This window comes from Vreelandella sedimenti (assembly GCF_013416325.1).
Classification (GTDB): domain Bacteria; phylum Pseudomonadota; class Gammaproteobacteria; order Pseudomonadales; family Halomonadaceae; genus Vreelandella; species Vreelandella sedimenti.
This window is the reverse complement of sequence record NZ_JACCGK010000014.1, coordinates 119,738-145,390: the sequence shown is the minus strand read 5'-3', so window position 1 is coordinate 145,390 and position 25,653 is coordinate 119,738. Positions and strand designations below refer to the sequence as shown.

Genomic DNA, 25,653 nt, shown 5'->3' with positions numbered 1-25,653 from the left:
CCCGCTAGTATCCGCTAGTGGGGCCTTTTGCTGGGAGGTTTGTAGGAGAGTTATGCCAAGCGCAGCGGCAGCTCGGCTAGGCCTTTAATGCCGGTTTCGACCACATAGAGCGAGCCTGCGGTGGGCTCTTGGGCCAGCTGCTCAGCACTGAAGCCCTCTTGCGCCGTGGTGATATACAGCGTTTTCAGATCAGGGCCTGCAAATGCCGGGCAGGAGGGTTGGCTGACCGGCAGTTCGACGCGGCCTATTATTTCACCGTTAGGATCCAGACGAACGACCTGCCCAGCCCCCCACAGCGCTAGCCATAGGCAGCCTTCGCTATCCATCACCGCACCATCGGGATTACCTTGGCTGGAGAAAAAGTCCGCCCAAGGCTGCGGCTCGCCTTGCGGCCAGCCGTCGCTATCCAGCGCCCAGCGCATCACCACACCCGTCACAGTATCGGTAAACCACGCAAACTCACCATCTGCGGAGAAGCAGATGGCATTGGGAATCGTTAGGCCTGAACGCAGCCGCGAGAGCTCGCCGCGATGCAGGCGGTAAAGGCTTCCAGCGCTTCTTTCAGCGCTTTTACCCATGCTGGAGAGCCACAGGCTGCCGTGGCGATCAATGCGTGCGTCATTGCTACGGGTGACAGGGTTATCGGCCTCGAAATCACTCAGCTTTTCGATACTGCCGCTGCTTGGGTTGAAGCGGCTTAAGCGGCCTTCACCGACTAACAACAGGCCACCCTCAGCAAGGGGCGCTGCCAGGGACACCCGATGATCAAGCTGATAGTGGCCGCTTTCCCCGGTGGCGGGGGTTAGCCAGTGGAGCTGCTTTTCAAGAATGTCGCACCAATAAAGGCGCTGATTTCTGGCGTCCCACTGCGGGCCTTCACCCAGTGAGCAGCGGCAATCGACAGCTAACTCGGCCTGCCATGTTGAAACGCTCATATCGGTATTCATTATTATTGGTTCTCCTTATTGTTCTCCTGCTAACCAGGCATCGACAAGGGCTTGAGCCTGTTTCCTCACCTGAGAAGCGCTTTGGCCAGGTTTGTATAATGCGCTGCCCAGACCTGCACCATCGACACCCGCTGCGCGCCATTCGGCGAAGTTATCGACTCCAGCGCCGCCGACGGCATACAAAAGCGTGCCTGCCGGCAGCACGGCGCGTACTGCTTTCATTCCTTCTAAGCCTACCTGCACTGCGGGGAAGAGTTTAAGCCCGGTGGCGCCTGCATCCAGCGCATCAAAGGCCTCAGAAGGCGTCACAATACCCGGCCAGCTGGCCATGCCGAGCTTATGGGTTTCTTCAATCACCGCTGGCCGACAGTTGGGAGAAACGATTAAGCGCCCACCAGCAGCGTGAACTTCACGCACCTGAGCCGGAGTGAGCACCGTACCTGCACCAATGACCGCGCGCTCGCCAAATGCGTCGACCAAGCGGCGAATGCTCTCCAGCGGGTTGGGTGAGTTAAGCGGCACCTCAATCTGGGTGATACCCGCGGCCAGCACCGCTTCCGCGATATCCACGGCCTCATCAGGCGTTATACCGCGTAAAATTCCAATCAGTGGCAGCGACATAGCCAATTTCTCCAAGCTTAATTTATTTTAACGCGCGATGGGCGAGGCGCAGGCCCGCTAAGACGGCGGTGTCGCCATCCACATGTTGTGTTTGATAGCCGATCGTATTGAGTGCCAACGTATAGCGCTGACTAAGCGCTTGGTTGCCAATCAGCATGATGGGCTTATCGCTGGGGCACTCACGGCAGGCGCCGGAAAGCTCAAGGCCAATGGCGAGTCCAGAGAGCCTGGCCGCAAGAACGGCCCCACGCGTGTCGCCAGCAGGTAGCCGGCCATCGAGTAAATCTTGCGCGCGCAGCCCGAACAGGCGGCTACTAAAGGTTTCGGGGGCTTGATTAATCTCGCTGACGGCCGAAATAAAAGCCTCACGGCAAGCTGCATCGTTAAGGTCATCCCTTGCCGCTGAAGGTGATAAAACGGAATGCTTCAGCACCGACTGGTTGGCTAACAGTTGGTAAAGCTCGCCGGTCAGGTAGGTCGAAAACCCGCTCACCGCGCCCGCTTCCAGGGTTGCCCATTTGGCGTGAGTGCCAGGCAGGCAGGCGAGGCCAGTAAAATCTGGCGAATCAGCGACGAGCCCTGCCAACTGAGTCTCTTCACCGCGCATCACATCAAAGTGAGTTGCGGTACCGCGCGTTTGGCTTAAACCAGGCAGCAGGTACACACCTAGCTGGTCACCCGTAAGCGTTGGCGTCACTGCGCCTTGGCTAAGCTGGTCAAGCCGCGTGGGTACCGGTAAATAGGCGGCTTCCAACCAGCCCTGGCGAGCGCCTGCCATACCGCACACCATCACCTTCGTCGTATCGGTGGTGGGTAGCCAATCGCCCACCAGTCGCAACAGCTCGGCTTCGTACTCGTCGGCCTTTAGCGACAGCATGCCCTTGTCACTACTGGCTTGGGCAATCACTTGATCGTGTTGATCGAGCCCCCAGGCCCGCAGATTGCTGGAGCCCCAGTCAACGGCAATCCAGGTTAATTGATCTGCAATGTCAGTGGTTTCACTCATCTCGGTTAATCCCATGGCTTACCACTCCGCAATAGAGCCATCTTCGTGAGTCCAGACCGGGTTGCGCCAGCGGTGGCCCACTTTCGCGCGCTCCTCAACGAACTCCTCGTTGATCTCGACACCAAGGCCTGGGCCTTGGGGAATGGCGCAGAATCCATCTTCAATGGCGAGGGCGGATTTATCGATCAGGTAATCGAGGACGTCGTTGCCCTGGTTGTAGTGAATGCCCATGCTCTGTTCTTGGATAAAGGCGTTGTGGCTGACCGCATCCAGCTGTAAAGACGCGGCCAGGGTTAATGGGCCGAGCGGACAGTGGGGCGCCAGGGCGACATCGTAGGCAGATGCCAGGGCGGCGATTTTGAGGCCTTCGCTGATGCCACCGCAGTGGGATATATCCGGTTGAATAATGTCGATCATGCCGTCGGCCAGCAAATCGCGGAACTGGAAGCGGGTATGCAGCCGCTCGCCAGTTGCCAATGGGTAGCCCAAACCACCGGCGATATCTTTCAAGCAGGGCAGATGTTCGGGGGCGACCGGCTCTTCCACAAACATGGGGTGAAAGGGTTCTAGCTCACGCAGCAGTGCTTTGGCCATAGGGCGGTGCACGCGGCCATGGAAGTCGATGCCGATGCCTACATCTGGCCCAACGGCGTTGCGGGCTTCTGCTACCCGGGCGACGGCTTCATCGACCTTGCGGTGTGAGTCGACGATTTGCATTTCGGGGGTGCCGTTCATTTTAAAAGCCGTGAAGCCTTTTTCGACCAGCGCTTTGGCACCCGCGCCCACGTCGCTTGGGCGGTCGCCACCGGTCCAGGCATACATGCGCATTTTGTCGCGCACGGCCCCACCTAACAGCTGGTGAACGGGCACACCCAGGTCGCGGCCTTTAAGGTCCCACAGCGCCTGGTCAATACCGGCAATCGCACTCATCAGAATCGGCCCGCCGCGATAAAATCCAGCGCGGTACATCATGTTCCAGAGATGCTCGATGCGGTGTGGATCCTGGCCAATCAAGTAGTCGGAAAGCTCGTGTACGGCGGCTTCAACGGTAGCGGCGCGGCCTTCAACCACCGGTTCACCCCAGCCGTAGCAGCCTTCGTCGGTTTCGATCTTGAGAAACAGCCAGCGCGGGGGGACTTGCCAGGTCTTGAGTTTGGTAATTTTCATGTTTGGTCATCCTTCTGAATAGAAAGTATTCATTGAGTAATTGTCAGCTGACGATGCCAAGGTCGATGGCCGTGCGGCGCAGCACTTCTCTTGCGGCGGTTTCTGCGGCGCTGGCATCGTGGCTGCGGATAGCGTCAAGTACCTGGCGGTGGCGCGCGAGACTGTCGTCCAGGGTGTCCGTGCGGTGTTGCGAGCGATGTATCAGCGCCATGATCGAAGGGCGCAATAAATAGCCCATTTGCCGCCAGACTAAATTGTGGCTTGCCCGGTAGGTGGCATCGTGAAAGGCGACATCGTACTCGGCATGCTCAGCACGAGCTTCAACACTGCCTGCGCTGCTCTTCATGCCTGCATAGGCGCTCTCCAGACGTTCTATGTCTTCAGTCTGAGCTGCCTGGGCAGCGAGTCCTGCGACCACCGGTTCAGCAGAAAAACGAAAGGCGTAAATGGCCCTTACCAACTGAGGGTCAAGGTTGACCAGCCCGGTCATCCATTCGCTCATCAGCGGGTCGAGTAGATGCCAGTCGCCCACCTCGCGAACCAGAGTGCCACGGCCCGCGGTGCGCTCTAATAAACCCGCAGCGGTGAGGCTGGTGAGTGCGTTACGCACTTGGTTACGGCTAACGGCAAAGTGTTTGCCGATATCCAGCTCCCGGGGGAAAACATCGCCTGGCTGCCAATGGCCTGCCAGCAGGGCCTGGGCGAGTAAACGCGCTAACTGTTCAGCGCCACCCTGGTGGGGCGGTAGAGCGTCCAGCGTCATCGGTCATCTCTTGTTCTTTATTGGATGGACCCTAGTCTAGTAAATGTCTGACATTTCCACAAGCAGGCCGCTTTAGACATAAGTTCGGTTTAGCTGGACGCTTAGTCGACCATAAAACAGGCATAAAAAAGCGCGCCTGTGTCGGGCGCGCCATTTGTTAATGAGTTATATAGCTCTACTTAGTTAGTCAATATCCGCTCGCGTTGGCAGCGCTGCATAAGCGCCTGGCCGAGTAACGGCATGGGCGCCACAGCGGCAGGCAGTATTCACTGCGTTGAGTAGAAAATCCGTATCGCTCTGCCAGTGTTCATTGATGCCATGGGCCGAGAGCTCCGCCAACAGCCCGCCAATAAAGGCGTCACCCCCAGCGGTGGTATCGACCGCTTCCACTTTGGGTGGCGCAATGCGATGGTCGATGCCGACGCCTTTAAGTACGACATCATTGGGGCCGTCGGTAATCAAAATAACTTTTACACCTGCCGCAAGCCGTTCTGAAAGCCACGATTCTGCAGGATGATCGGCACGCAAGTAGTCGAGCTCTTCCTGGGAGAGCTTGAGCAGCTCAGCACCGTCTAGCAGTTGCGTGACTAAGCTGGCATCTGCTTCGCCGCCGGGCCACAGGTTGTGGCGTAGGTTGGCATCTACACTGACCAGGCAGCCTGCTCGCTTGGCCATGGTGGCCATCGCCAGGGTAACGTCGGCGATCTCTGGGTCGGTTAGGCTGTTACTGCACAAGTGCAGAATGGCAGGGTTCTCGAAGACGCCATGGGGTAAATGCTCAAGGCGATAAAGCAGGTCAGCAGCGGGCGGGCGATAGAAATCAAAAGTGCGTTCGCCCACGTCATCCCGGGAAACGAACGCCAGCGCCGTGCGAGCTTCTTGGGTAAATACCACGCCGCTGGTATCTACACCGTGGCTTTTGAGTTCACGCACCAAAAAATGCCCGAACGTATCGTCGCCCACCATGCCTAAAAATTGGCTAGGAACGCCCAAGCGGGCGCAGGCGACCGCCACGTTAGCGGGAGCACCACCGGCGTAGGGTGTAAAAGTCTCTTGGGCATCTGTAGCCGCCCCTAAACGGCTGGAGAGCATATCAACCAGCGCTTCCCCAAACGCGATAACTGGCGTCATTATTGGCTCCTTAGTGTCATTGTTTGCAAAGACAGGTTTATGCCACGCAGTGGCCGCGGGCGGCTTCCAGCAATTCATACCACGCTTCCCGGGGTAGCGTGGCAGGGCCTTTGAGCATGTCGCTAATTCGGTCAGGTTTAACGCTGCCAATCAACGGTACTGGCGAGTTAGGAAGACTGCGCAGCCATGCCAGCGCCAAAGCGCTGGGGGAGCTATCAAGCCCTGTCGCCCACTTAGCCAAACACTCACCAATGGCGCCTTGCATCAGCTGCCCGCCTGCCAGAGGCGACCAAGCCATGGGTGCGTGGTCATCGGCACATAGTTCATCAAAGCTGCCGTCAAACAGCGGCGTTGTGTGGGCAATCGAGAGCTCGACCTGGTTGGCGGATAATCGGTGATGCATGGCGCCCTGCAAGCGCCGCCACTGGCTGGGCAGATGGTTGGATACCCCCGCCGCGCCAATTTTGCCTGCTTCAATGGCATCGTCCAGCGCGCGGCCGGTCGCTTCTGCGTTCATCAGTAGATCGGGGCGATGAATCAGGAAATGATCGAGGCATTCGACATTCAAACGCACAAGTGAGGCATCAATGGCGCTATTAAGATAAGCAGGGCTAGCGTTGTAGTGCTTTACCTTACCCGAACCGGGTGCGGGGTTATCGTTCGCGATGCTCGCTTTGGTGACGACATTGACCCGCTGAGCCAGGGCGGGGCGCGCCCGTAGCGCGGCGCCAAAAAGCGTCTCCCCTTGGCCGCTGCCATAAATGTCCGCATGGTCAAACCAGTTAAGGCCCTGTTCCAGGCGCGCTTCGATCCATTCTGCTAATCGCTCGGGTTCGTGCATGGCGGGTGTTTCGTGCAGACGCATCATGCCGAGTAAAAATGGCACATCAAAGGTTGCGGCGGGCATAGCAGGTTCCATATTGATGTTGTTAGAGATGTGTTTAATAAATGTTGTTAGAAATTTTTTCAGAAAACCTCTTCGTTATGCAGTGCTTCAGCGGCACCTAACAGGCCGGTCCAGGGCGCAGTCACTACCCACACGGGGATGTCAGCGTTATAGGCGCCCATACGGCCTTTATTGACAAAGGCGGCGCGAAGCTCGCTTTTTGGCAGCCACTCAAGCAAGCGCGGGAGAATACCGCCGCATAGATAAACCCCGCCCCTTGCGCCCATGGTTAAGGTGGCGTCGCCGCACACATCGCCAAGAATTTTTAGAAAGCGCAGCAGGGCAGTAGTGGCGAGGCTATCGCCTTCATTGGCCGCTGTGGTCACCTCGGCTGGGCTAGTTAAGTGCGGCTCAATTCCTTCAAGGGTGCAGTAGGCTTGGTAAAGCTCCAATAAACCCTGACCGCATAAGATGCGTTCTACGCTCACCCGTTTGTGGCGCTGCAGAAATGCATCAAGCAGTGCCCGCTCGGTACTGTCCGTGGGGGCAAAGGTGACGTGACCGCCTTCGGTGGGCAGTGGAATCCAGGCGTGTTGCCCAGGAAAGACCCCGGCAACGCCCAGTCCGGTGCCTGGGCCGATGATTAAGCGTGTGGAGTGCGCCTGGGTTTGCCCCGGCTGAACTTCGACCAAATCACTGGATGCCACATGGGGGACGCCCAGCGCCTGGGCGGTAAAGTCGTTGATGACCTTGAATAGCGATAGATTCAACTGTTGCTGAACATCACTTTTCAAAAAATCCCAGTGGTTATTGGTCATTTTGACCCGTTCAGCGTGAACGGGGCAGGCGAAGGCTAAACACGCCTCTTGAGGCGCGTTGTCACCGGTGGCGCCCACGCGCCCCAGGTAATCCTGCACCGCTTCCACGACGCCAGGGTAGTCGGCGCAGGGTAGGTTCAAGATATCGTGCGGGGTTACTTCACCGGGAGAGACCAACGCCAAGCGTGCGTTGGTTCCCCCGATATCGCCGATGAGTGCCGGTCGCATCAGGCGTCCTCTTCTGAGATTTGCCCCTGTTGACGGGCGATATCGTCGGCTTCAAACCCGCCAAACACACCAGCGCCTTCTTCGCCACGCATGGCCAGATGGCGGAAGCCACCAAATAGTTCGCGACCCAAGCCCACGTGGTAGTGATCCAGGTTACCGATGGCCAGTTCCCGCTTAGCCCAGGTGACGGGGTCGACTTTGGCTTCCAGCGTACCGGCATTGGCATCCAGACGTATAATATCGCCATCGCGCAGTTTGGCCAGCGGGCCGCCGTCCAGGGCTTCGGGGCTCATGTGAATGGAAGCGGGCACTTTGCCCGATGCACCCGACATACGACCATCGGTGACCAGCGCCACTTTAAAGCCACGATCCTGCAGTACGCCCAAGTAAGGGGTTAATTTGTGCAGCTCGGGCATGCCGTTGGCTTTAGGGCCTTGGAAACGAACCACCACAATCACGTCGCGATCCAAGTCGCCGGATTCGAAGGAGGCTTTCATTTCGTTTTGATCTTCGAAGATCTTCACCGGCGCTTCAACCACGCGATGTTCTTCTGTCACTGCGGAGACTTTGATGACACCGCGACCCAGGTTGCCTTTCATTACCGTGAGGCCGCCGGTTGGTGCGAAGGGCGTGGCGACGGGGCTTAGCACGGTTTCGTCAAGGCTTTTCTCGGGCCCTTCGTGCCAAACGATTTTACCATCTTCCAGGAATGGCTCTTGGGTATAGGCGGTTAAGTCGGTACCGAACACGGTAGGGATATCGCCGTGGATCAAGCCAGCGCCCAGCAGTTCGCGGAACAGGTAACTCATGCCGCCCGCTGCTTGGAAGTGGTTGATATCTGCCTGGCCGTTGGGGTAAACCCGCATCAGACTAGGCGTGACCGCCGAAAGGTCGGTGAAGTCGTCCCAGTTGAGGGTAATGCCCGCAGCGGCGGCCATGGCGATCAGGTGCATCGTGTGGTTGGTTGAACCACCGGAAGCCAGCAAGCCCACCACGGCGTTAACAATCGCACGCTCATCAATCTGCTTGTAAAACGGGCGGTAGTCGCCGCCGGGTTCGGTGTTGCGAATCGCCTGCTCGGTGGCATAGCGCGTCAATGCTTCGCGCATTTCGGTGCCTGGGTTCACAAAAGAAGTACCGGGCAGGTGTAGGCCCATCATCTCCATCATTAGCTGGTTGGAGTTAGCGGTGCCGTAGAAGGTGCAGGTGCCGGGGCTGTGGTAAGAGTCTGACTCGGCTTCGAGCAGCTCAGCGCGGCCGACCTTGCCCTCGGCATAGAGCTGGCGAATGCGCGCCTTCTCTTTATTGGGTAAGCCGCTGGGCATGGGGCCCGCGGGTACAAACATGGCGGGCAGGTGACCAAAGCGCGCCGCGCCAATAAACAGGCCCGGTACGATCTTGTCGCACACGCCCAGATAAAGCGCGGCATCAAACATATTGTGCGAGAGACCTACGGCGGTGGCCATGGCAATCACATCCCGGGAAAACAGCGATAGCTCCATGCCCGGCTGGCCTTGGGTGACACCGTCACACATGGCCGGAACGCCACCGGCAAACTGGGCGGTGGAGCCCATATCCCGAGCGGCTGCTTTAATGGTCTCAGGGAAGGTTTCCAGCGGTTGGTGCGCCGAGAGCATATCGTTGTAGGACGAGATAATGCCCAAATTGGCGCTGTTCATCAGTTTCAGTTCGCCCTTGTCACGCGGGTTGCAGGCGGCGAAACCGTGGGCCAGATTACCGCAGCTTAGCTCAGCACGGTGCACGCCACGTTTGTGCTGGTCAGCCATGCGCCGCTCGTAGAGGGCGCGACGCTCAGCAGAACGCTCACGAATGCGCTGGGTAACCTCAGCAACGGTGGGGTTTAACGTAGCAGGTGTTGAGCTCGGCATAGGGACCTCTGCATGATAGAGACGGTGAGTGAAGCTTGTAGTTATTTTACATTTTTTGGCGTCGAAATAAGAGACTTTACGGCAATAAAAACCACATTTGTAGTTTTATTACTCGAATGTGAGGTGGCAAATATGCCACGCCAAATATCTAAATAAAGCCTTAACATACTGACAGGGTGGAAGACCCGCTAATGAAATAGCAAGTATAGCACTCAGGCTTTTGCTACCATTTTGCGTTTTGCCTTTGAATGTTTGATGACCCCTAGTGGGCTGGAGCCTGCATGCACGCCATTGTTGACCACATTCAGTCAGTTGATCTCAAGGCCGGTGAAGAAACGCGTCGTTACTTGGATACGTTGACCAAGCCGCCAGGTAGTTTGGGTGCCTTGGAAGAACTGGCTATTCAACTGAGCGCTATCACCGGTGAACTCAAGCCCAGCGTGACGCCGCCTGCGGTGGTTGTGTTTGCCGCCGATCACGGGGTTGCTGCTGAGGGGGTGTCAGCTTTCCCCCAAGCAGTGACCGCTCAGATGGTGGCCAACTTTGCCAACGGTGGGGCGGCGATTAATGTCTTCGCCCGTCAGATAGGCGCGCAGGTCGAGATTGTGGATGTGGGCGTTGCTTCGCCTTTAACACTGCCTGGGGTGACCTCCGCTAAGGTGCGCCATGGCACCGCCAATATGGTGTTAGAAGACGCGATGCAATTTGATCAAGCCATAGCCGCGATTGATGTGGGTGTGGTGGCCGTTGATCGAGCAAAAAGGGCCGGTGCAAAGTGCATTATGGTGGGTGAAATGGGCATCGCCAATACCACTGCCAGCAGCGCAATGCTGGCGGTACTGACGGGTCAGACCGTGACAAGCGTGGTGGGCGCCGGAACCGGGATTAACCCACAGCAGCAGGCGCACAAAGTGGCGGTGATTGAATGCGCTATCGCTGCGCGTAATGCTGACTCTCAAGCTCCTCTAGAGGTGCTGGCTAAGTTGGGTGGCCTGGAAATAGCTGCTATGGCCGGCGCATATTTGGCAGCAGCGGCCCAGGGCTTGCCCGCTATTGTGGATGGCTTTATTGCTACCGTCGCAGCGCTAACCGCCTGCCGAATGTGCCCCGCAGTGCATGGCTATTTGATTTTTGGTCATCGCTCCCAAGAGCCAGGCCATGATGTGGCATTAAAAGCGCTGGAGGCCAATCCACTGCTCGATATGGGCATGCGGCTAGGTGAAGGCAGTGGTGCTGCGCTGGCGTATCCATTGCTGCAAGCGGCGACAGCGATGGTGGCGGAAATGGCTACCTTTGCCGATGCCGGTGTTAGCGATAAGGCATCACTATGATCCCAGGCGCCACTTTTGGCGGTATTGTTCTGGTCATCTTCGCGATCGCCATTGATTTAGTGGTTGGCGATCCGCGCTCACTACCACACCCAGTGGTGCTGATCGGGCGCTTTATCAGCGCTTTTGAGCGGCTGTGGAATCGTGGTACGGCGCAGCAGCGCAAAGTTAGTGGCTTCTTGCTAACCATTATTGTCGTCGGCGGCGTATGGGGTATTAGCTGGCTAGCGCTGGCGCTGCTGGAACGCTTGCACCCTGGGCTAGCGCTGATCGCCGAGCTGTGGCTGCTCTCTACTACGCTTGCGATCAAAGGCCTGGGCGATGCGGCCCGCGCCGTGATTCAACCGCTGACTCAAGGCGATTTGCCTGCTGCCCGCAAGGCGCTGGGGATGATTGTCGGCCGCGATACGCAAACCTTGGATGAAGCGGAGATTACCCGTGGCACGGTGGAAACCGTAGCGGAAAATACCGTTGACGGCATCATCGCACCGCTATTTTTTGCGTTTATCGGCGGGGCGCCACTAGCGCTGGCGTACAAGGCAGTTAATACTCTTGATTCGATGGTAGGCTATAAAAACCAGCGCTATGTCGATTTTGGCTTTGCCTCCGCCAAGCTGGACGACCTAGCCAACTGGGTGCCGGCACGCTTAACCGTGCTGTGTCTATGGCTCGCAGGCTTGCTATTGAGTCTTGCCGGTATTGTACGATTGCGCTGGCAAGGCGCACTACTCGGCACCTGCCGCGATGCACCGCGCCACCCCAGCCCCAATGCCGGTTGGCCAGAGGCCATGGTGGCCCGTTTGCTCGGCGTGCAGCTGGGCGGCACCAATTTCTATGGAGGCGAGGCCTCACACCGTGCGACCTTGGGCGAGCCGCTTGAACAGCTGCGTGTTGCCCATATCAGCACCACACTTCGTTTAATGCACGGCGCCTGGATACTGTTTATGTTGCTGTTTGCTGGGGTAATAGCAGGGTTGGTGTTTATGCTGCGAGGATCGCTATGAGTACTCCTCTATTGCCCAACGCTCCATGGCCCAGGCATGGCGGCCAGGCCGAGACGCTGCTGGCCCATTTCGGCTTGCCCGCCGATCACCGCCTGGACGACTTTAGCGCCAACCTTAACCCCTTGGGGCCTCCGGCGTGGGTTAGCGATTGGCTGGCTAAGCAACTGGCAGGTCTTGAACGCTACCCCGCGCCGGATTACGCCGCTGCACGTCAGGCCATCGCTACCCATCACCAGCTTCAGCCCGAACAGGTATTGCTCACCAACGGTGGCGCTGAGGCAATTTTCCTCGCTGCCGCGCTGCATGCGGGTAGGCGAGCGGCGATTATTACCCCGAGCTTTGGCGAGTATGCCCGCGCTTGCCGCGCCCACCGGCTTTCGATTAGTGAGATCGCGCTGCCCGCACCTCACTTCACGCTGGACATAGACGCGCTAACGGCTGGGCTTAACGACATTGATGTGCTGTTTCTATGCCGCCCCAATAATCCGACCGCTACGCTTATCGATATTTCAGCAATGGAAGACCTGTTGAATTACACCGCTGCGATGGGTTGCCGCGTTGTGGTCGACGAAGCCTTTATCGATATGGTGGGTGAGCCACTGGGCGAGACGTCACAAGAGGCGTCGTTGACACCGCTGTTGGTGCGCTACCCGCATCTGCTGCTGCTCCACTCAATGACCAAGTTTTATACCCTGCCGGGGCTCCGGCTGGGCTACCTGCTGGCGGATGCGGCCACGGTTCAAGCGGCCCAGACCCACCAACCGCCCTGGGGCGTTAATCACCTTGCGGCTGAACTGGTGGCGCCACTATTGGCAGATGATGCCTTTGCCCGCCGCACCCAGCGGTGGTTGGCCAGCGAGCGCTCGCGCATGGCGGAGGCGCTTGCTCAACTAGGGCTGGAAGTCGTACCCAGCCAGGCGTGCTTTTTTCTTATCCGGCCCGGTGCCGCGCAGGCAATCACCAGCGATGCGTTATTTGAGCAGCTGCTACGCCGGGGTATTTTAGTGCGTCATACCCATAATTTTGCCGGGCTCAATGGTGAATGGCTGCGTGTAGCGCTGCGCGATGCCCCTGCTAATCGGCGGCTGATAAGCGTGTTGAAGCATGTTTTAGAAAATGTTTTGGAAAAAGGAACTGCATGATTGTCTTCGTTAGCGGCGGGGCGCGTTCTGGCAAAAGTGATATCGCCGAGCAGCGAGCAGTTAGTGCAGCAGGCAGTTCGCCCTGTTACTACTTAGCCACCGCACACGTATATGACGACGAAATGGTCAAGCGGGTAGCGCGTCATCGTCAATCCAGGCAAGGGCAGTGGCACACCGTTCAATGGAAAACGCTAGAGGCACCGCTGCGTATTGATCGAGCGATTGCCAAGGTACCTGATGGTGGCGCCGTGCTGCTGGACTGCTTAACGCTATGGGCCAGCCAAGTCCTGTACGCCAGTAAACTAAGCGAAGAAGAAGGCTTAGCGTTGCTGGCAAACGCACTGGCTGATGCCCGCGCGCGCAGCCTTTATCTAGTGATTGTCTCCAATGATATCAACGAAGCGCTGCCGCCTACGGATGCTGAAACCTGGCGCTATCTGGCGTTTCTACAGCGGGCTCACTGCTGGGTAGCGCAAGAGGCTGATTCTGTACTCGAAGTGGTCGCAGGCTGCGCCATGAAGTGGGAGCATCAGGAATGGAAGCATGAGAAGGAGGTAAACGTTTGAAAAATGCCGTGTTCGGTGTGCTGCTGGCGCTGCAGTTTCTGACCCGAGTCCCGATTCCTATAGCCGTTCCCTGGACGCTCGACACCCGTCGCTGGGCAGTGCGGGCCTATCCATTAGTGGGGTTGATGATAGGGGGCTTGCTGGCGCTAGTAGCGCTGGGGATGCAGAACGTTCCTGCACCGGTCACCGCGTTGATGGTGCTAAGCCTCTGGGTGGCGCTTTCGGGCGGCTTGCATCTAGACGGCGTTATGGACATCGCCGATGCCCTGGGCAGCAATCAGCCCCTGGCGCGACGCTGGGATATCATGAAAGACCCGCAAATTGGCAGCTTTGGAATGCTGGCGCTAGTGTTTTTGCTCGCCTGGAAGGGCGTTCTGCTATGGGCGTTGCTGGCCTATCAGGCTCCCTTGTGGTGGCTGTTGATGTTACCTGCACTAGGTCGCTGGGCTGGCGTTGCATTACTGGTGCTAACACCCTGCGCCCAGCAGAAGGGCTTGGCGTGGAGCTGGCAGCAATCGCTTAGCGGCCAGGATGTGGCACTAGCGCTGGTGCCGATTGTGTTGATAGCCCTGTTAGCGCCCGCGATAGTGTTGATGATGCTAACGGTTACTGTTTTCGTGTTACTAATCCGCTGGCTAATGTTGCGACTGTTTAACGGCATTAACGGCGATATGGTCGGTGCCACCATTGAAGGAGGAGAGCTTTGGCTACTGATCTTACTGTGGAGCTGGTGGCAGTTCGCCACGGTATCACCGCTTGGAATTTAGAGCGCCGTTACCAAGGCCAGCAGGACATTCCGCTGCTGTTTCCCGATGCTGAAGCAGGGTTGCTGGAACTGCGTGACGCACTGGCGAATGAGCGATTCGATGCTATCTATTCAAGCGATCTTAGCCGCTGCCAGCAAACTCTGGAGTGGGCTGACGTCGCCAAGGCTGGCGTGCCGCTTGTACTTGAGCAACGCCTGCGCGAGCTCGATTTTGGCGAGTACGAAGGCAAAGTTTACGATGAGCTGAAAGACTTACCCCATTACCGTGCCTGGATTGATAGCGTGGGCGAACTGCAAATTCCCGGCGGCGAATCGGCGGCCCAACTGCGTGAGCGTTTAGACGCTTGGTTGCATGATCTGGCTCTGGCTACGAATGGCCGCGTCGACGGCCATAAAAAGATTCTGGCCGTCACCCATGGTGGCGTGATTCGTGAGCTGCGCCGCCGCTTTGAAACGATTCACTTCTGGGACGGTACCGTGCTCCAAGCCCAAGGCAGACGCTGGCAGCTTATTTATCAGCAAGACGAACATGGAAAAGGGGAATGGCAATGCAGCTCTTCATCGGCGGTGCCTGCGCTGGTAAACGTGATGCTGTAGCCGCACGCTTTCCCACTGCAAACGGATGGCGGCTTGATGCTGCTAAGCCCTTCAGCGATAGCCAGCAAGCGCTCGTAGCCGACATTCCGCTTGTCATCACAGGTGTGCTTGAATGGCTTAGCGCTGCGCTTGAACGTGACGATAACGATACCCTGCGCCAGCAGTGGCAGAACGATATGGCAGCGCTCTGCCAGCGCGCCGAAGCGCTAAACGCGCCGTTAATCATCATTACCAACGAAGTTGGTCGTGGAGTTGTGCCCATGCAGCCCGAACAGCGCCGCTTACGTGACTTCAATGGCTGGTTCGTTCAGGATGCCACAGCCCAGGCTGAACAGGTGTGGTATGTCCGGCATGGGTTGGTGATGGCGGTTAAGTAGTTAGCTAAGCCTGGCTCCGCCAGCGCTGCCAGCCAACCATCAGCAAATGCACTGGCAGGTAAACTATTACGGGCCAGAGCAGCGTGAGTAGGAACAGATAGAGCAACGGGTCGAGGCTATCCTGGGGCTGGCCGAAGGGCCCATGCACCCAATTGATATTGCGCTCGGCTTCGGTAAGCAGATAGGTCAATGGCACCACAATCCAGGTCAGTAGGGTCTGCCACAGCAGGGCGCGGCGCGAATAGCCCAGCTTGGCGACGCCGATGCCCGCTACCAGCGGCAGTACCACGTGGTAGAGCGACATGGCTCGCGCCATGGGTGGATGCTCCGGGTCAAACATATACTCGGTGCCGCCGATAGGATGCACGCCAGTGAGCGCAGCCGTGGCAACGTCCAGGCTCCATAAACTGCCGACCAGTGCCACCGCAAGCCACTGCATCGACATCAAGGTGCGGTGTTCACTCCACAGTGCCGCCAGCAGCAGAAAACTCGCCACGTTGCACAGCCAAAAGAAGTTCTGCGCTCCCAGCAGCACTACGTAGCTTGGTGCCCAGACCAGGATCCACAGTGTAAAAGCCAGCTTTAACCAGCGCGGCACACCGGCTGCCGAGAAATCGATCATGACCGTCTCCTGTTCCGTGCGCTGCCTTTACTCTAGCAGCTCGTCATGAATTGACCTCCACACGGCAAGTTGCTAGCTTACGCCCACTCTCAGGTGCTGGCGGTGGATTAAAGCCGCTAGTGAAACGGGAAGTTGGTGAACGCCTTGCGTGATTCCAACGCTGCCCCCGCAACGGTGATCGAGATAAGAACGGCTAAGACGCCACTGTGCTAACGCACGGGAAGGTGGTCGTTCGGAAAGAATGAAGACGTCTTTCGCTCGTCAGCCCGGAGACCGGCCCGAGAGTAATGGTTCAACCTGAACCGATATATGCCGAGGCGCGGTGGGCGCTCTCAGGGCGATTAACGGTGGCGCGATGCGATCATGCAGTGCGACCGAGACTCCCTTGTTTGATCCTCCGTTCGGTCAAAAAAACTGCGCTGTGCGGGTGAGCACAACGAGCAAGAGGTCTCACATGAACCACCGTTACCACACCGCCGCCAAACGGGCGGCGTTTAGTATGGCTGCTTTACCGCTAGCCTTTCACATCCAAGCCGAAGCCCAATACGCCGAAACAACGACCGATTTGGCTACGCTTGACCCTGTGGTCGTTACCGCTGCGTTAGCGCCCCGCACCGCCAATGCAAGCCTCTCTTCCGTTAGCGTGCTGGAGGAAGCCACTTTCCGCCGCCAAGACCCCACCAGCCTGACGGATCTTCTGCGCGGCCAGCCGGGCGTTGATGTCACGAGTAACGGCAACTTTGGCAAAAGTAGCAGCGTTTATCTACGGGGTGCGCCCAGCGATGCCTCCGTGCTCATGATTGACGGTATCCGGCTACGATCCGCTACGGCGGGCGGTGCTGCATTTCAGTACTTGGATCCGCGTATGTTTGACCGTGCTGAAATCGTGCGCGGCCCCCGCGGTAGCCTTTACGGCGCGGATGCGGTCGGCGGCGTGATTCAACTGTTTACCCCTGAGGGTGACGAAGAAGAGCCGCAACCGAGAATGTCAGTCGGCGGTGGTTCATTCGATACCCAGCGGTTAAGCGCAGGCGTTTCGGGGCGCGAGGGGGGCACGCGCTACAGCTTTGCCGCTAGCCATTTCAATACCGATGGCCAGCCCATTCGTCGGGGTGGTGAAGACAAAGGATACGACAATACCTCAGCGCTAGCCCGCGTTGCGCATATCTTTGAGAGTGGCGCTGAAGTCGGCGTGTTGGCACTGCGCGTTCGTGGTAACAACGAATATGACAGTGGAGAGAATGACTTCGTCCAGCAGGTAGCAGGCGTCTACGCTGAGTTGCCGGTAACCGATACGTGGCAGAGCCGACTGACCCTTAGCGAAGCCCGCGATGAGTTGGACACAATCGATAATTTCGGCGCCTCCGTCATTGATACCCGCACGCAAACTGCCCGCTGGCAGAACAACATTCAGTTTGGCCCCCATGAGTTGATCGCTGGCGCTGAAATCAGCGAAGACCGCGTTTTAAGCACCAACGATTTTGACGTTACCAGCCGTGATAACAAAGCAGTGTTTACCCAGGGGTTACTCGACTTTTCGCCATTTGCCATTCAAGCCAGCCTGCGTTATGACGATAACGAAGCCTATGGCGATGAAGTCACCGGCAGCTTGGCGCTGGGCTACGAGCTGGATAACTACCACACACTGCGAGCCAGTGTGGGCACTGCGTTTAAAGCACCGAGCTTTAATGACCTCTATTGGCCGGATTCGGGTAACCCTGATCTCAATCCGGAGACCTCTGAAACGATTGAAGTGGGCGTTCGCGGCCAATACCACCAGTGGTTCTGGGACTTGGCCGCCTTTCAAAACGACTACGACGACATGATTGCCTGGGCGCCAACGTCGAGTGGCTTATGGGCGCCGCAAAACGTTAACAGCGCGCGTATACGCGGGGCCGAGCTCTCAAGCGGCGTCGAAGTCAACGACTGGACGCTCCAAGCTGCCTTCACCTACCTGGATCCGGAAGACCGGGCAACTGGCAATCGATTAGCCCGCCGGGCCACTCAAAGTGTGCGTCTGGATGCAGATCGGGAGCTTGGCGGTTGGTCGTTGGGGGGCTCACTAGTAGCGCAGAGTTACCGTTACGATAACACCACCAATACCCAGCGTTTAGGAGGCTATGGGCTGGTTAACCTGCGCGCTGGCTGGCAGTTTGCGCCACTCTGGAGTGCTCGTGTTACGCTAGAAAATGCCTTTGATAAAGAGTATTCAACCACCCGTGATTATATCAACGCTGGGCGAGCAGGGTTCTTGAGTGTTCACTTTGGCCAATAGAAAAAGTAGTTTTGCGCGCGGGGCCCTGTGCCTCGCGCTGCTGTTGATGGCGTCTGTTGCCCCGGCACACGAGCACTCGCGCTGCGCAGTAGATGATCGTGACCGTGAGGTCTGTCTACATAATGCTGCTCAGCGAATTGCTACGCTTTCGCCTGGCGCAACCGAGCTGACTTATGCGGCTGGCGCAGGAACTCAAGTGGTCGCCGTCGTCTCGTATAGTGACTATCCCGCGGAAGCCAAACAAGTGGCGTCGGTGGGCAGCCATACTCGAATTGATTTAGAGAAGCTGGTGGGGCTTGCACCCGATTTAGTGATTGGTTGGGTGACGGGTAACCCCGCCGAACAGCTTGAAACCCTTGAAGCCCTGGGTATGCCGGTGTTCTATATCGAGCCCCGCGATGTAGAAGGCGTGGCCAGCGCCATTGAGCGCTTGGCAAGGCTGGCAGGCACAGAAACAGCGGGACAAGCAGTGGCCGACAATTTCCGCAATACCATGAGCGCCCTTGAAGAGCGCTATCGGGATCGTGAGTCGATACCCACGTTTTACCAAGTGTGGGATGAGCCGCTAATGAGCGTTAACGACCAGCACCTGATCGGCCAAGTGGTTGAGATTTGTGGCGGTGAAAATGTGTTTGGCGAACAGGCACGCCTGGTGCCGCGTATCGATGATGAAGCCGTGCTGGCAGCGAATCCTGAAGCGATTGTTGCCGGTGGCATGGGGGAAGAGAATCGCCACTGGCTGACGCACTGGGAACAGTATCCCAACTTGACGGCGGTTGCGGAAGATAACCTCTTTTTTGTGCCGCCCTCACTGATTCAACGGCCTACACCGCGACTGATGGAGGGCACCCAGCTCCTCTGTGAGAAGCTCGATATCGCCCGCCAAAAACGTGAGCGCAGCTAATGCTCGCACGCTTGGGCCTGCCGCTGAGCCTGCTATTACTAGCGGCCTTGGCTTCGCTGATCATCGCCATTGGTGTCGGTAGCGCGCAGATTTCACCGGCTCAAATCTGGCAGGTGGTGATGGGTAACAATATGCAGGGCGAAGGCGATGCGCTAGCGCACACCATGGTGATCGATCTGCGCTTGCCCAGGGCGCTCTCGGCTTTTGCCGTGGGTGGTTTGTTGGCGGTAGCCGGTGCGTTGATGCAGGTGTTGCTGCGTAACCCTCTGGCAGACCCTTACGTGCTTGGTCTTTCCGGTGGCGCCTCGATTGGCGCACTGGCAGCCATGCTGGGAGGGCTCGGCGGGCTGGTGATTTCAGGCTCGGCATTTGGCGGCGCACTGCTCTCAACGTTTTTAGTCTTTGGTTTGGCCCACGGTAGCGGCGGCTGGACGCCTTCGAGGTTGCTGCTCACCGGTGTGGTGGTCGCGGCGGGGTGGGGGGCAGTAATTACACTAATACTGGCGTTGAGCCCCGCCGAACGTCTGCCGGGGATGCTTTACTGGCTCATGGGCGATCTCTCCTATGCGCGCACGCCTTGGCCGCCGCTACTGCTGTTACTGGCCACCTGCGTGGTGCTGATTCCGCTCGGGCGTAGCCTGAATGTGCTGGCCCGTGGCCCGCAGCAAGCCGCCGCGCTGGGCGTTGCGGTTAGGCCGCTGGAGTGGTGTATCTATATTGCCGCCAGCCTGCTGACTGCTGCTGCCGTTACTACCGCAGGCAGCATTGGTTTTGTCGGTCTAGTGGTACCCCACATGCTGCGTTTGCTGCTGGGCAATGATCAGCGGCTGATACTGCCCGCCTGCGCATTGGCGGGTGGCACGCTGTTGGTGCTGGCCGATACCCTAGCGCGCACGATGATCGCCCCGGAGCAGTTGCCCGTAGGGGTAATCACCGCGCTATTGGGTGTGCCGACCTTCCTGTTTCTGCTTTACCGGAGCCGCTGATGAGCGTACTGGCTACCCGTGATCTCATCATCGATGTGCCTGGCCGCGAAGGCGGTACGCCGCTTAATATCACCATCGAACCAGGGCAGGTGTGGGGTGTGTTAGGGCCTAACGGTGCGGGAAAAACGACGCTTTTACACACCTTAGCTGGCCTGCAAGCGCCACGTTCAGGCAGTGTCCAGCTCAACGATTCGGCGCTTGGCCAGCTACGCCGCCGCCATGTTGCTCAGCGTTTGGGATTAGTGTTTCAAGATCGCCAGGATGGGTTTCCAGCAACCGTGTTGGAAACCGCGCTGATTGGCCGCCACCCTTATCTATCGCCTTGGCAGATGGAGGGAGCTGAAGACTACGCCCGCGCGGAAGCTGCCCTTGAGGACCTGGATGTTGCACACCTGCGTGATCGTCTGGTAAGCACACTTTCCGGTGGCGAGCGCCAGCGTGTGGCGATTGCCACGGTGCTGACTCAAGCACCCAATGTGTGGCTGGCCGACGAACCCACCAATCATCTGGATCTTCACCACCAGAGTGCTGTGATGGCGCTAATGGCAAAACAGGCCAAACAAGGCCAGGCGGTCATCATGTGCTTACACGACCTAAACCTTGCTGCCCGCTGGTGCGACCATGTGCTGTTGCTTTATCCCAATGGCGAGGCGTGCTGGGGCTCGCGGGATAACATGCTGATGCCCAGCGCGCTGGAAGATCTCTACCGCCAAAAGCTAGCGGTGGTAGAGGTGGATGGCGCACCGGTGTTTGTGCCGATAAAGGGGTGATACTTACTGCTCCAGCTCTTCCCGCCAGGAGTGGCGTGGTTCAAAGCCGACCAGACGACGGGCCTTTTCGATGCAGTAGAAGGTTTCGAATTCACCCATTTCGCGCTTGATGGGTACGCCGGAGTAGAAGCGCTCTATCACATGGGCGTTGGTCAGGCCCACTGATAGCTCGTTATTAGCCACGTTAAACACCTGATAGCCCAGGCCATCCGTTTTTAGGCAGCAATCGACCATCTGGCCCAGGTCGCGGGCGTCGATGTAGGCGAATATATTGCGGCGACGCAGGGCGGGATCATCCATGTAGGCTGGGAAATTCTGGCGGTATTCGTGGGGCTCGATAACGTTGTTGATGCGTAGGCCGTAGATGTCGATGCCCGAGCGCGCCTGGAAGGAGCGTGCCGTTACTTCGTTTACCACCTTGCTCATGGCGTAGCTGTCTTGAGGCACGGTGGGGTGCTCTTCATCGACGGGCAAGTAGTCAGGTTTTTGCTCGCCATCAGCGAAGCAGACACCGTAGGTGGTCTCGCTAGAGGCGAAGATGACCTTGGGGATGCCTAGCTTGGTGGCGGCATCAAGAACGTTGTAGGTACTTAGCGCATTGATGCGGTAGGTCTCGTTGTCCGGCCGATGCAGAATGGCTGGTATGGCCGCGAAGTGGACAATCGCATCATAACGCGGCACGCCGGTGCCGGGTTCAAGCTCATCGAACCCAGCGTAGGCTTGGCAAGCATTAAACACTTGCCCTGCATCGGTCAGATCGGTTTTCAGGGTAGTAATACCGGGCACATCAGACGCCACCCAGTCCAAATTGGTGACTCGGTGGCCTTGATCACGAAGATAAGCGGTCGCATGGCGACCAGCTTTGCCACTGCCGCCGGTGAACAGAAGACGCATATGATCTCCACCAATGAATAGAATGAGCTACTCCACCTTAGCAAAGAAAAATCCTCACCTCCGAAAATGATTTTGTGTTCTACACTAAAAATGATTCGGGACCTTGTTGATCCGATCGATCATCGTCTGACCCTAACAATAGCGTGTCCACAAAATCGGGAGGTCGTTATGGTCAATCATGTTTGGGGGCTTCTCCATCATCCTGAACGGGAGTGGTATAAGATCAGTGAGGAGCATGAGTCTGTCAGTCATCTCTATGCTCACCATGTCCTGTTACTCGCTGCCGTTCCTGTTGTCTGTGCCCTGATAGGTACCACCCAGGTAGGCTGGACTTATGGTGGTTCGGCAACCTATAAAGTCTCCGTTGCCAACGGTATTGCCTTAGGCGTGGCTTTTTATGCGCTGATGCTAGTGGCAGTGGGTATTGTGGGCAGTATGATCCATTGGATGGCCCGCCGTATTGAGAATCGACCTAGCCGCCGCGACTGTATTATCTTCGCAGGTTATATTGCGACACCGATGTTCCTGTGTGGCGTTTTTGCGCTCTATCCGGCTTTCTGGTTTTGTGTGCTGGGTATGGTGATTGGTCTGCTCTATAGCACCTATCTGCTCTACAAGGGAACGCCCAGCTTTCTGGGAATCAGTCATAAGCAGGGGTTTATTCTGTCGACCACGACGCTGGGTATCGGCGTTTTGGTGCTGGAGGCACTGCTTGTCGTCGTCGTACTTCTGTGGAGTATGGGCACGGACCACAGCGTGGTTTGGCATTTTTTTCGGTGAATGAGCATTGTAGTGCCAGGGGCATGAAAGTTTGCGCTGTCGGTAACTGGGCGTTTTTTCTAGCAGACTAGGATCTAGCTAAATCGCACTATGAAAACGCATGACTTGCTTGCCATCGACAGGATCATCGATCACATGGGCATATACCCCAAAGGTCTGTTGTAGCCTGTTAGGCGTGAGTATGTCTTGGGGGAGGCCGCTATCGATCAGTCGGCCGCCATCCATGACGCCGATGCGGTCACACTCCATGGCTTGGTTAAGATCATGCAGTGAGATAACCACCGTGATCGGTAGTTGCCTGACCAATTCAAGAATCGAAAGCTGGTGGCGAATATCCAAGTGATTGGTGGGTTCATCCAATAGCAGAATTTTAGGCTGTTGTGCCAGCGCTCGGGCAATATGCACTCTCTGGCGCTCACCGCCAGAGAGGGTGTGCCAAAGGCGATCGGCCATGTGCGCCATATCCACATCTGCCAGCGCCTGCGCCACGATGGCATCATCTTCCGTTGACCAGGGACGCAACGCGGAAAGGAACGGTGTACGACCCAGTGATACCACTTGGTGCACGGTAATGCGGTCGGTAGTGTCCGCCTGCTGCTCCACCAAGGCAACGGATTGTGCGATAGCCCGTTGCTTGAGCGTGTGCAGGGGCTGGCTATCCATCAACACCCGTCCTGCCTTGGGTCTGTTCAACCCCGCCAACAGACGCAGCAGTGAGGTTTTCCCCGAGCCATTCGGCCCCACCAGGCCAAAGGTCTGGCCGGGCTCGACGGTAAGATTGACGTCAGCAAGCAGTGGCGTGCCGTGTACTGACCACGCAAGCCGTTCAGCCGTTAATCGCATTAAGACCTCTTGCCGCGTACCAAAATCAGCGCAAAAGCGGGCGCGCCGATCAGTGAGGTAATCACCCCGATGGGGAGTACTTGGCCGGAGATCAGCACCCGGGAAAGAATATCCGAGCCGATCAAGAACACGGCGCCTGCCAGAGCGGTTGCTGGTACCAGTCGGGTATGGCGGCTCCCCACGATAAAACGCACCGCGTGAGGGATCACCAGGCCAACAAACCCAATCGCCCCCACGATAGACACCATTACGGCTGTGACCAGTGCCATGGCGATAATCAGCATTCCACGCACCGGGCGCACCGCGATGCCCATGGACGCGGCGCTGTCGGCGCCGAAGGTAAATGCATCCAGGGAGCGCCGGTGCCACAGGCAAACCAGCAGTCCGAAGAGTGCGGCCGGTACGGCCAAGGTCACATCGGCCCAGCGCACCCCTGAGAGATTGCCCATCAGCCAAAACATAATGCCCCGGGCCTGTTCGGCGCTCGCCGATTTGGTGATGATAAAAGCAGTCAACGCATTGAACAGCTGCGAACCTGCAATGCCCGCCAGAATAATCGCCCCCGCGGCCTGAACGCCGCGCCCGCCACCCACTCCGCTGTTGGCCGCATGGGCGAGCATTACCACAATACCAAAGGCAAGCAGGGCGCCCACAAAGGCACCCAAGGAGAGTGAAAGCGCACCTGCACCCAGCCCGGCGACGGCCACCGCAACTGCCCCCGTAGACGCCCCGGCGGAAATGCCCATCAAGTAGGGGTCGGCCAAGGGGTTGCGCAGCAGTGCTTGTAACACGACACCCGCCAGCGCCAAGCTGGTGCCGCAACAGGCGGCGACCACGGCGCGGCTGAGACGATAGTTCCAAATAATGCCCGCGTCGATTCGGTCAACCGGGTAATCCGTTCCTATCAGCTGGTTGGCGAGCACTTTGACAATGGTATCCACGGGTATCGGCGTCTCGCCGATGGCGGTGCCCGCGATCAGTGCCGTCACAAGCACGAGCGGTGTTATCCATAGCCAGCGCAACCCGAAGTGTGCGGAGGAAGCCCTCGTTAGCGCTATGCTCATTCGTTAAACGACATATTGGATAATGCCTCGGCAAGTGATTCAAGGCCGTAAATAGTGCGCATAGTGGCGCTCATGGCGTGGGCGTCCATCTCGACGATACGATTATTTTTAACCGCGTTCATCTCCCGGGTGACCGGGTCGCTGCGTAAAAACTCACGTTTTGCTTCAATGTCATCGGCAGGAAAGCGGCGGCGATCCATGCTAGCGATAACGAGTACATCGGGGTCGGCTCTGGCGATGCTTTCCCAGCCCACCGTGGGCCACTCGTCGTCAGACTCGATGACATTACGAATGCCAAGTTTTTCCATCATATACCCTGGTGCCCCCAGTTGCCCCGCCACGAAAGGGCTAACCCCCAGATCTGTCGATGAAAACCAGAATGCCGCCGACAAGTCTTGCGGTAAATCAAGGCTGCTCGCCAAGTCGATAGCGCGCTGTTCGCGGGCGGTAAGGTCGGTTATCAGCACCTCACCAGCGTCTTGAACATCATAGATCTCGGCTAACTCGGTGATCCCTTTATAGATAGAGTCAGTCGAGAAGGCGGCAGTGCGGGTACCATCGTCGCCGGTAGAGTTATCCTTGGTGTCGCAATCGGCGGGCATGATGTAAGTGTTGATACCCAACTCATGAAACTGATCCCGGCTGGCCACGCTGCCGGTGGGGCCAACGTGCCACTCGTACTGAGCCGCCACCAGATCCGGCCGTTTATTGACCACGGCCTCGAAGCTCGGGTCGTCGTTGGCGATCCGCTCGATCTCATCATTTGCCTCAGCATATTGTGGCAAAACGGGATTAAACCAAACCGAGGTACCATTCACTCTATCAGCGAGCCCTAACGAGTAGAGAATCTCTGTGGCTGATTGACCCACCGTTACCGTTTGCTCGGGTGCTGATGCAACGCTTATCTCTACACCACAGTTGGTTAAGTTCACGGGATAAGTGGTGGCATCGGCCATCGCGTAAGAAGCGGGCAGTAGCGATGTCGCTGTCAGCAGATAGCGTAAGATCTTCATGTCTGGCTTCCAGTAAACGTGTGGGTAGAGTTGATGGCCTAAGGGCATTCTTATTAGTAGCAATATGTTATGTTATAACATAATCATATGGCTTAGTATCAAAGATTAGCCGTATCTTACCTTATGCTTATCTGGGCTGTCTCTTGGGTGGGTTCTGGGAGCTAAACTGGCTTCGTCGCCATGCCTTCCTCTATACTGCATGCTTTTATATCATCATCTCTTTATGAATGGTTTTATCATTACTCACCTGGTTATCATAAATCAAG

The 25,653-nt window shown here is 57.5% G+C and carries 26 protein-coding genes and 1 riboswitch; of the genes, 12 read left to right on the top strand and 14 right to left on the bottom strand.

Annotated elements, in window-relative coordinates:
* Positions 1-50 precede the first annotated feature (50 nt).
* From HZU72_RS16645 to edd, 9 genes are all read right to left on the bottom strand, one after another.
* Positions 51-947, bottom strand: coding sequence for an SMP-30/gluconolactonase/LRE family protein (locus tag HZU72_RS16645; protein ID WP_180094069.1), 897 nt, complete (start codon positions 945-947; stop codon positions 51-53).
* Between the two features lie 15 nt (positions 948-962).
* Positions 963-1,568, bottom strand: coding sequence for a 2-dehydro-3-deoxy-6-phosphogalactonate aldolase (locus tag HZU72_RS16640; protein WP_180094067.1), 606 nt, complete (start codon positions 1,566-1,568; stop codon positions 963-965).
* A gap of 22 nt (positions 1,569-1,590) precedes the next feature.
* Positions 1,591-2,589 carry a 2-dehydro-3-deoxygalactonokinase gene (locus tag HZU72_RS16635; RefSeq protein ID WP_180094065.1) on the bottom strand — a complete coding sequence of 333 codons (999 nt, stop codon included), beginning with the start codon at positions 2,587-2,589 and terminating at the stop codon, positions 1,591-1,593.
* Positions 2,590-2,592: 3 nt separating this feature from the next.
* Complete coding sequence (gene dgoD, locus HZU72_RS16630) at positions 2,593-3,741, bottom strand: galactonate dehydratase (RefSeq protein WP_180094063.1); 1,149 nt, start codon at positions 3,739-3,741, stop codon at positions 2,593-2,595.
* 43 nt (positions 3,742-3,784) lie between these two features.
* Complete coding sequence (locus tag HZU72_RS16625) at positions 3,785-4,504, bottom strand: FadR/GntR family transcriptional regulator (protein WP_180094061.1); 720 nt, start codon at positions 4,502-4,504, stop codon at positions 3,785-3,787.
* A gap of 183 nt (positions 4,505-4,687) precedes the next feature.
* On the bottom strand, positions 4,688-5,635 hold the full coding sequence (locus HZU72_RS16620; RefSeq protein WP_180094059.1) for a carbohydrate kinase family protein: 948 nt from the start codon (positions 5,633-5,635) through the stop codon (positions 4,688-4,690).
* 37 nt (positions 5,636-5,672) lie between these two features.
* Positions 5,673-6,542 (bottom strand): aldo/keto reductase, encoded by an 870-nt coding sequence (locus HZU72_RS16615; RefSeq protein ID WP_180094057.1) that lies wholly within the window; start codon positions 6,540-6,542, stop codon positions 5,673-5,675.
* A gap of 59 nt (positions 6,543-6,601) precedes the next feature.
* The gene (gene glk / locus HZU72_RS16610) at positions 6,602-7,567 is read right to left on the bottom strand and encodes a glucokinase (RefSeq protein WP_180094055.1); all 966 of its coding nucleotides are present in this window, start codon (positions 7,565-7,567) and stop codon (positions 6,602-6,604) included.
* Positions 7,567-9,456, bottom strand: coding sequence for a phosphogluconate dehydratase (gene edd, locus HZU72_RS16605; RefSeq protein WP_180094053.1), 1,890 nt, complete (start codon positions 9,454-9,456; stop codon positions 7,567-7,569). Before edd ends, glk begins: the two co-directional genes overlap by 1 nt.
* 281 nt (positions 9,457-9,737) lie before the next feature.
* Here edd and cobT point away from each other — a divergent pair, with 281 nt between their 5' ends.
* The 7 genes from cobT to HZU72_RS16570 are packed head-to-tail and all read left to right on the top strand — an operon-like array spanning position 9,738 to position 15,236.
* Positions 9,738-10,787: a nicotinate-nucleotide--dimethylbenzimidazole phosphoribosyltransferase gene (gene cobT / locus HZU72_RS16600; RefSeq protein ID WP_180094051.1), complete on the top strand. Its 1,050-nt coding sequence runs from the start codon at positions 9,738-9,740 to the stop codon at positions 10,785-10,787.
* Positions 10,784-11,788 (top strand): adenosylcobinamide-phosphate synthase CbiB, encoded by a 1,005-nt coding sequence (cbiB, locus tag HZU72_RS16595; protein WP_180094049.1) that lies wholly within the window; start codon positions 10,784-10,786, stop codon positions 11,786-11,788. The genes cobT and cbiB overlap by 4 nt, the downstream gene beginning before the upstream one ends.
* Positions 11,785-12,930 (top strand): threonine-phosphate decarboxylase CobD, encoded by a 1,146-nt coding sequence (cobD, locus tag HZU72_RS16590; protein WP_180094047.1) that lies wholly within the window; start codon positions 11,785-11,787, stop codon positions 12,928-12,930. The genes cbiB and cobD overlap by 4 nt, the downstream gene beginning before the upstream one ends.
* Positions 12,927-13,496, top strand: coding sequence for a bifunctional adenosylcobinamide kinase/adenosylcobinamide-phosphate guanylyltransferase (locus tag HZU72_RS16585; RefSeq protein WP_180094045.1), 570 nt, complete (start codon positions 12,927-12,929; stop codon positions 13,494-13,496). The genes cobD and HZU72_RS16585 overlap by 4 nt, the downstream gene beginning before the upstream one ends.
* On the top strand, positions 13,493-14,263 hold the full coding sequence (cobS, locus tag HZU72_RS16580) for an adenosylcobinamide-GDP ribazoletransferase (RefSeq protein WP_180094043.1): 771 nt from the start codon (positions 13,493-13,495) through the stop codon (positions 14,261-14,263). Before HZU72_RS16585 ends, cobS begins: the two co-directional genes overlap by 4 nt.
* Positions 14,200-14,859: a histidine phosphatase family protein gene (locus HZU72_RS16575; RefSeq protein ID WP_180094041.1), complete on the top strand. Its 660-nt coding sequence runs from the start codon at positions 14,200-14,202 to the stop codon at positions 14,857-14,859. Before cobS ends, HZU72_RS16575 begins: the two co-directional genes overlap by 64 nt.
* Positions 14,811-15,236: a bifunctional adenosylcobinamide kinase/adenosylcobinamide-phosphate guanylyltransferase gene (locus HZU72_RS16570; RefSeq protein WP_180094039.1), complete on the top strand. Its 426-nt coding sequence runs from the start codon at positions 14,811-14,813 to the stop codon at positions 15,234-15,236. Before HZU72_RS16575 ends, HZU72_RS16570 begins: the two co-directional genes overlap by 49 nt.
* 4 nt (positions 15,237-15,240) lie before the next feature.
* Here HZU72_RS16570 and HZU72_RS16565 read toward each other — a convergent pair whose 3' ends face one another.
* Complete coding sequence (locus HZU72_RS16565; RefSeq protein ID WP_180094037.1) at positions 15,241-15,858, bottom strand: hypothetical protein; 618 nt, start codon at positions 15,856-15,858, stop codon at positions 15,241-15,243.
* A 74-nt stretch (positions 15,859-15,932) separates the two neighbouring features.
* Positions 15,933-16,154: riboswitch (cobalamin riboswitch) on the top strand.
* A gap of 158 nt (positions 16,155-16,312) precedes the next feature.
* Between HZU72_RS16565 and HZU72_RS16560 the strand changes: the two genes are divergently transcribed.
* The 4 genes from HZU72_RS16560 to HZU72_RS16545 are packed head-to-tail and all read left to right on the top strand — an operon-like array spanning position 16,313 to position 20,793.
* Positions 16,313-18,133, top strand: a complete 1,821-nt coding sequence (locus tag HZU72_RS16560; protein ID WP_180094035.1) for a TonB-dependent receptor domain-containing protein — start codon at positions 16,313-16,315, stop codon at positions 18,131-18,133.
* Between the two features lie 46 nt (positions 18,134-18,179).
* Positions 18,180-19,037, top strand: a complete 858-nt coding sequence (locus tag HZU72_RS16555; protein WP_208458125.1) for a cobalamin-binding protein — start codon at positions 18,180-18,182, stop codon at positions 19,035-19,037.
* The gene (locus tag HZU72_RS16550; RefSeq protein ID WP_180094031.1) at positions 19,037-20,023 is read left to right on the top strand and encodes a FecCD family ABC transporter permease; all 987 of its coding nucleotides are present in this window, start codon (positions 19,037-19,039) and stop codon (positions 20,021-20,023) included. Before HZU72_RS16555 ends, HZU72_RS16550 begins: the two co-directional genes overlap by 1 nt.
* The gene (locus tag HZU72_RS16545; RefSeq protein ID WP_180094029.1) at positions 20,023-20,793 is read left to right on the top strand and encodes an ABC transporter ATP-binding protein; all 771 of its coding nucleotides are present in this window, start codon (positions 20,023-20,025) and stop codon (positions 20,791-20,793) included. Before HZU72_RS16550 ends, HZU72_RS16545 begins: the two co-directional genes overlap by 1 nt.
* Before the next feature lie 3 nt (positions 20,794-20,796).
* On the opposite strand, the gene HZU72_RS16540 is transcribed toward HZU72_RS16545, so the two are convergent.
* Positions 20,797-21,687 carry an NAD-dependent epimerase/dehydratase family protein gene (locus HZU72_RS16540; protein WP_180094027.1) on the bottom strand — a complete coding sequence of 297 codons (891 nt, stop codon included), beginning with the start codon at positions 21,685-21,687 and terminating at the stop codon, positions 20,797-20,799.
* Between the two features lie 168 nt (positions 21,688-21,855).
* Here HZU72_RS16540 and HZU72_RS16535 point away from each other — a divergent pair, with 168 nt between their 5' ends.
* Positions 21,856-22,467 (top strand): Yip1 family protein, encoded by a 612-nt coding sequence (locus HZU72_RS16535; RefSeq protein WP_180094025.1) that lies wholly within the window; start codon positions 21,856-21,858, stop codon positions 22,465-22,467.
* 78 nt (positions 22,468-22,545) lie between these two features.
* Here HZU72_RS16535 and HZU72_RS16530 read toward each other — a convergent pair whose 3' ends face one another.
* From HZU72_RS16530 to HZU72_RS16520, 3 genes are read right to left on the bottom strand one after another with little or no spacing between them, the layout of a single operon-like run.
* The gene (locus tag HZU72_RS16530; protein WP_180094023.1) at positions 22,546-23,310 is read right to left on the bottom strand and encodes an ABC transporter ATP-binding protein; all 765 of its coding nucleotides are present in this window, start codon (positions 23,308-23,310) and stop codon (positions 22,546-22,548) included.
* Complete coding sequence (locus HZU72_RS16525; RefSeq protein ID WP_180094021.1) at positions 23,310-24,374, bottom strand: FecCD family ABC transporter permease; 1,065 nt, start codon at positions 24,372-24,374, stop codon at positions 23,310-23,312. The genes HZU72_RS16530 and HZU72_RS16525 overlap by 1 nt, the downstream gene beginning before the upstream one ends.
* Positions 24,371-25,387 (bottom strand): ABC transporter substrate-binding protein, encoded by a 1,017-nt coding sequence (locus HZU72_RS16520; RefSeq protein WP_180094019.1) that lies wholly within the window; start codon positions 25,385-25,387, stop codon positions 24,371-24,373. Before HZU72_RS16520 ends, HZU72_RS16525 begins: the two co-directional genes overlap by 4 nt.
* Between the last annotated feature and the right edge of the window lie 266 nt (positions 25,388-25,653).

Bases quoted from the DNA above. Each gene is read 5' to 3' on its own strand.
- HZU72_RS16545 (WP_180094029.1), top strand. From the start codon at position 20,023: ATGAGCGTACTGGCTACCCGTGATCTCATCATCGATGTGCCTGGCCGC.
- HZU72_RS16640 (WP_180094067.1), bottom strand. From the start codon at position 1,568: ATGTCGCTGCCACTGATTGGAATTTTACGCGGTATAACGCCTGATGAG.
- HZU72_RS16625 (WP_180094061.1), bottom strand. From the start codon at position 4,504: ATGACGCTGGACGCTCTACCGCCCCACCAGGGTGGCGCTGAACAGTTA.
- HZU72_RS16525 (WP_180094021.1), bottom strand. From the start codon at position 24,374: ATGAGCATAGCGCTAACGAGGGCTTCCTCCGCACACTTCGGGTTGCGC.
- HZU72_RS16520 (WP_180094019.1), bottom strand. From the start codon at position 25,387: ATGAAGATCTTACGCTATCTGCTGACAGCGACATCGCTACTGCCCGCT.
- HZU72_RS16645 (WP_180094069.1), bottom strand. From the start codon at position 947: ATGAATACCGATATGAGCGTTTCAACATGGCAGGCCGAGTTAGCTGTC.
- HZU72_RS16620 (WP_180094059.1), bottom strand. From the start codon at position 5,635: ATGACGCCAGTTATCGCGTTTGGGGAAGCGCTGGTTGATATGCTCTCC.
- HZU72_RS16530 (WP_180094023.1), bottom strand. From the start codon at position 23,310: ATGCGATTAACGGCTGAACGGCTTGCGTGGTCAGTACACGGCACGCCA.
- HZU72_RS16535 (WP_180094025.1), top strand. From the start codon at position 21,856: ATGGTCAATCATGTTTGGGGGCTTCTCCATCATCCTGAACGGGAGTGG.
- edd (WP_180094053.1), bottom strand. From the start codon at position 9,456: ATGCCGAGCTCAACACCTGCTACGTTAAACCCCACCGTTGCTGAGGTT.
- HZU72_RS16635 (WP_180094065.1), bottom strand. From the start codon at position 2,589: ATGGGATTAACCGAGATGAGTGAAACCACTGACATTGCAGATCAATTA.
- HZU72_RS16570 (WP_180094039.1), top strand. From the start codon at position 14,811: ATGCAGCTCTTCATCGGCGGTGCCTGCGCTGGTAAACGTGATGCTGTA.
- HZU72_RS16560 (WP_180094035.1), top strand. From the start codon at position 16,313: ATGAACCACCGTTACCACACCGCCGCCAAACGGGCGGCGTTTAGTATG.
- HZU72_RS16565 (WP_180094037.1), bottom strand. From the start codon at position 15,858: ATGATCGATTTCTCGGCAGCCGGTGTGCCGCGCTGGTTAAAGCTGGCT.
- HZU72_RS16615 (WP_180094057.1), bottom strand. From the start codon at position 6,542: ATGCCCGCCGCAACCTTTGATGTGCCATTTTTACTCGGCATGATGCGT.
- HZU72_RS16585 (WP_180094045.1), top strand. From the start codon at position 12,927: ATGATTGTCTTCGTTAGCGGCGGGGCGCGTTCTGGCAAAAGTGATATC.
- cbiB (WP_180094049.1), top strand. From the start codon at position 10,784: ATGATCCCAGGCGCCACTTTTGGCGGTATTGTTCTGGTCATCTTCGCG.
- dgoD (WP_180094063.1), bottom strand. From the start codon at position 3,741: ATGAAAATTACCAAACTCAAGACCTGGCAAGTCCCCCCGCGCTGGCTG.
- cobT (WP_180094051.1), top strand. From the start codon at position 9,738: ATGCACGCCATTGTTGACCACATTCAGTCAGTTGATCTCAAGGCCGGT.
- glk (WP_180094055.1), bottom strand. From the start codon at position 7,567: ATGCGACCGGCACTCATCGGCGATATCGGGGGAACCAACGCACGCTTG.
- HZU72_RS16540 (WP_180094027.1), bottom strand. From the start codon at position 21,687: ATGCGTCTTCTGTTCACCGGCGGCAGTGGCAAAGCTGGTCGCCATGCG.
- HZU72_RS16555 (WP_208458125.1), top strand. From the start codon at position 18,180: ATGGCGTCTGTTGCCCCGGCACACGAGCACTCGCGCTGCGCAGTAGAT.
- HZU72_RS16550 (WP_180094031.1), top strand. From the start codon at position 19,037: ATGCTCGCACGCTTGGGCCTGCCGCTGAGCCTGCTATTACTAGCGGCC.
- cobD (WP_180094047.1), top strand. From the start codon at position 11,785: ATGAGTACTCCTCTATTGCCCAACGCTCCATGGCCCAGGCATGGCGGC.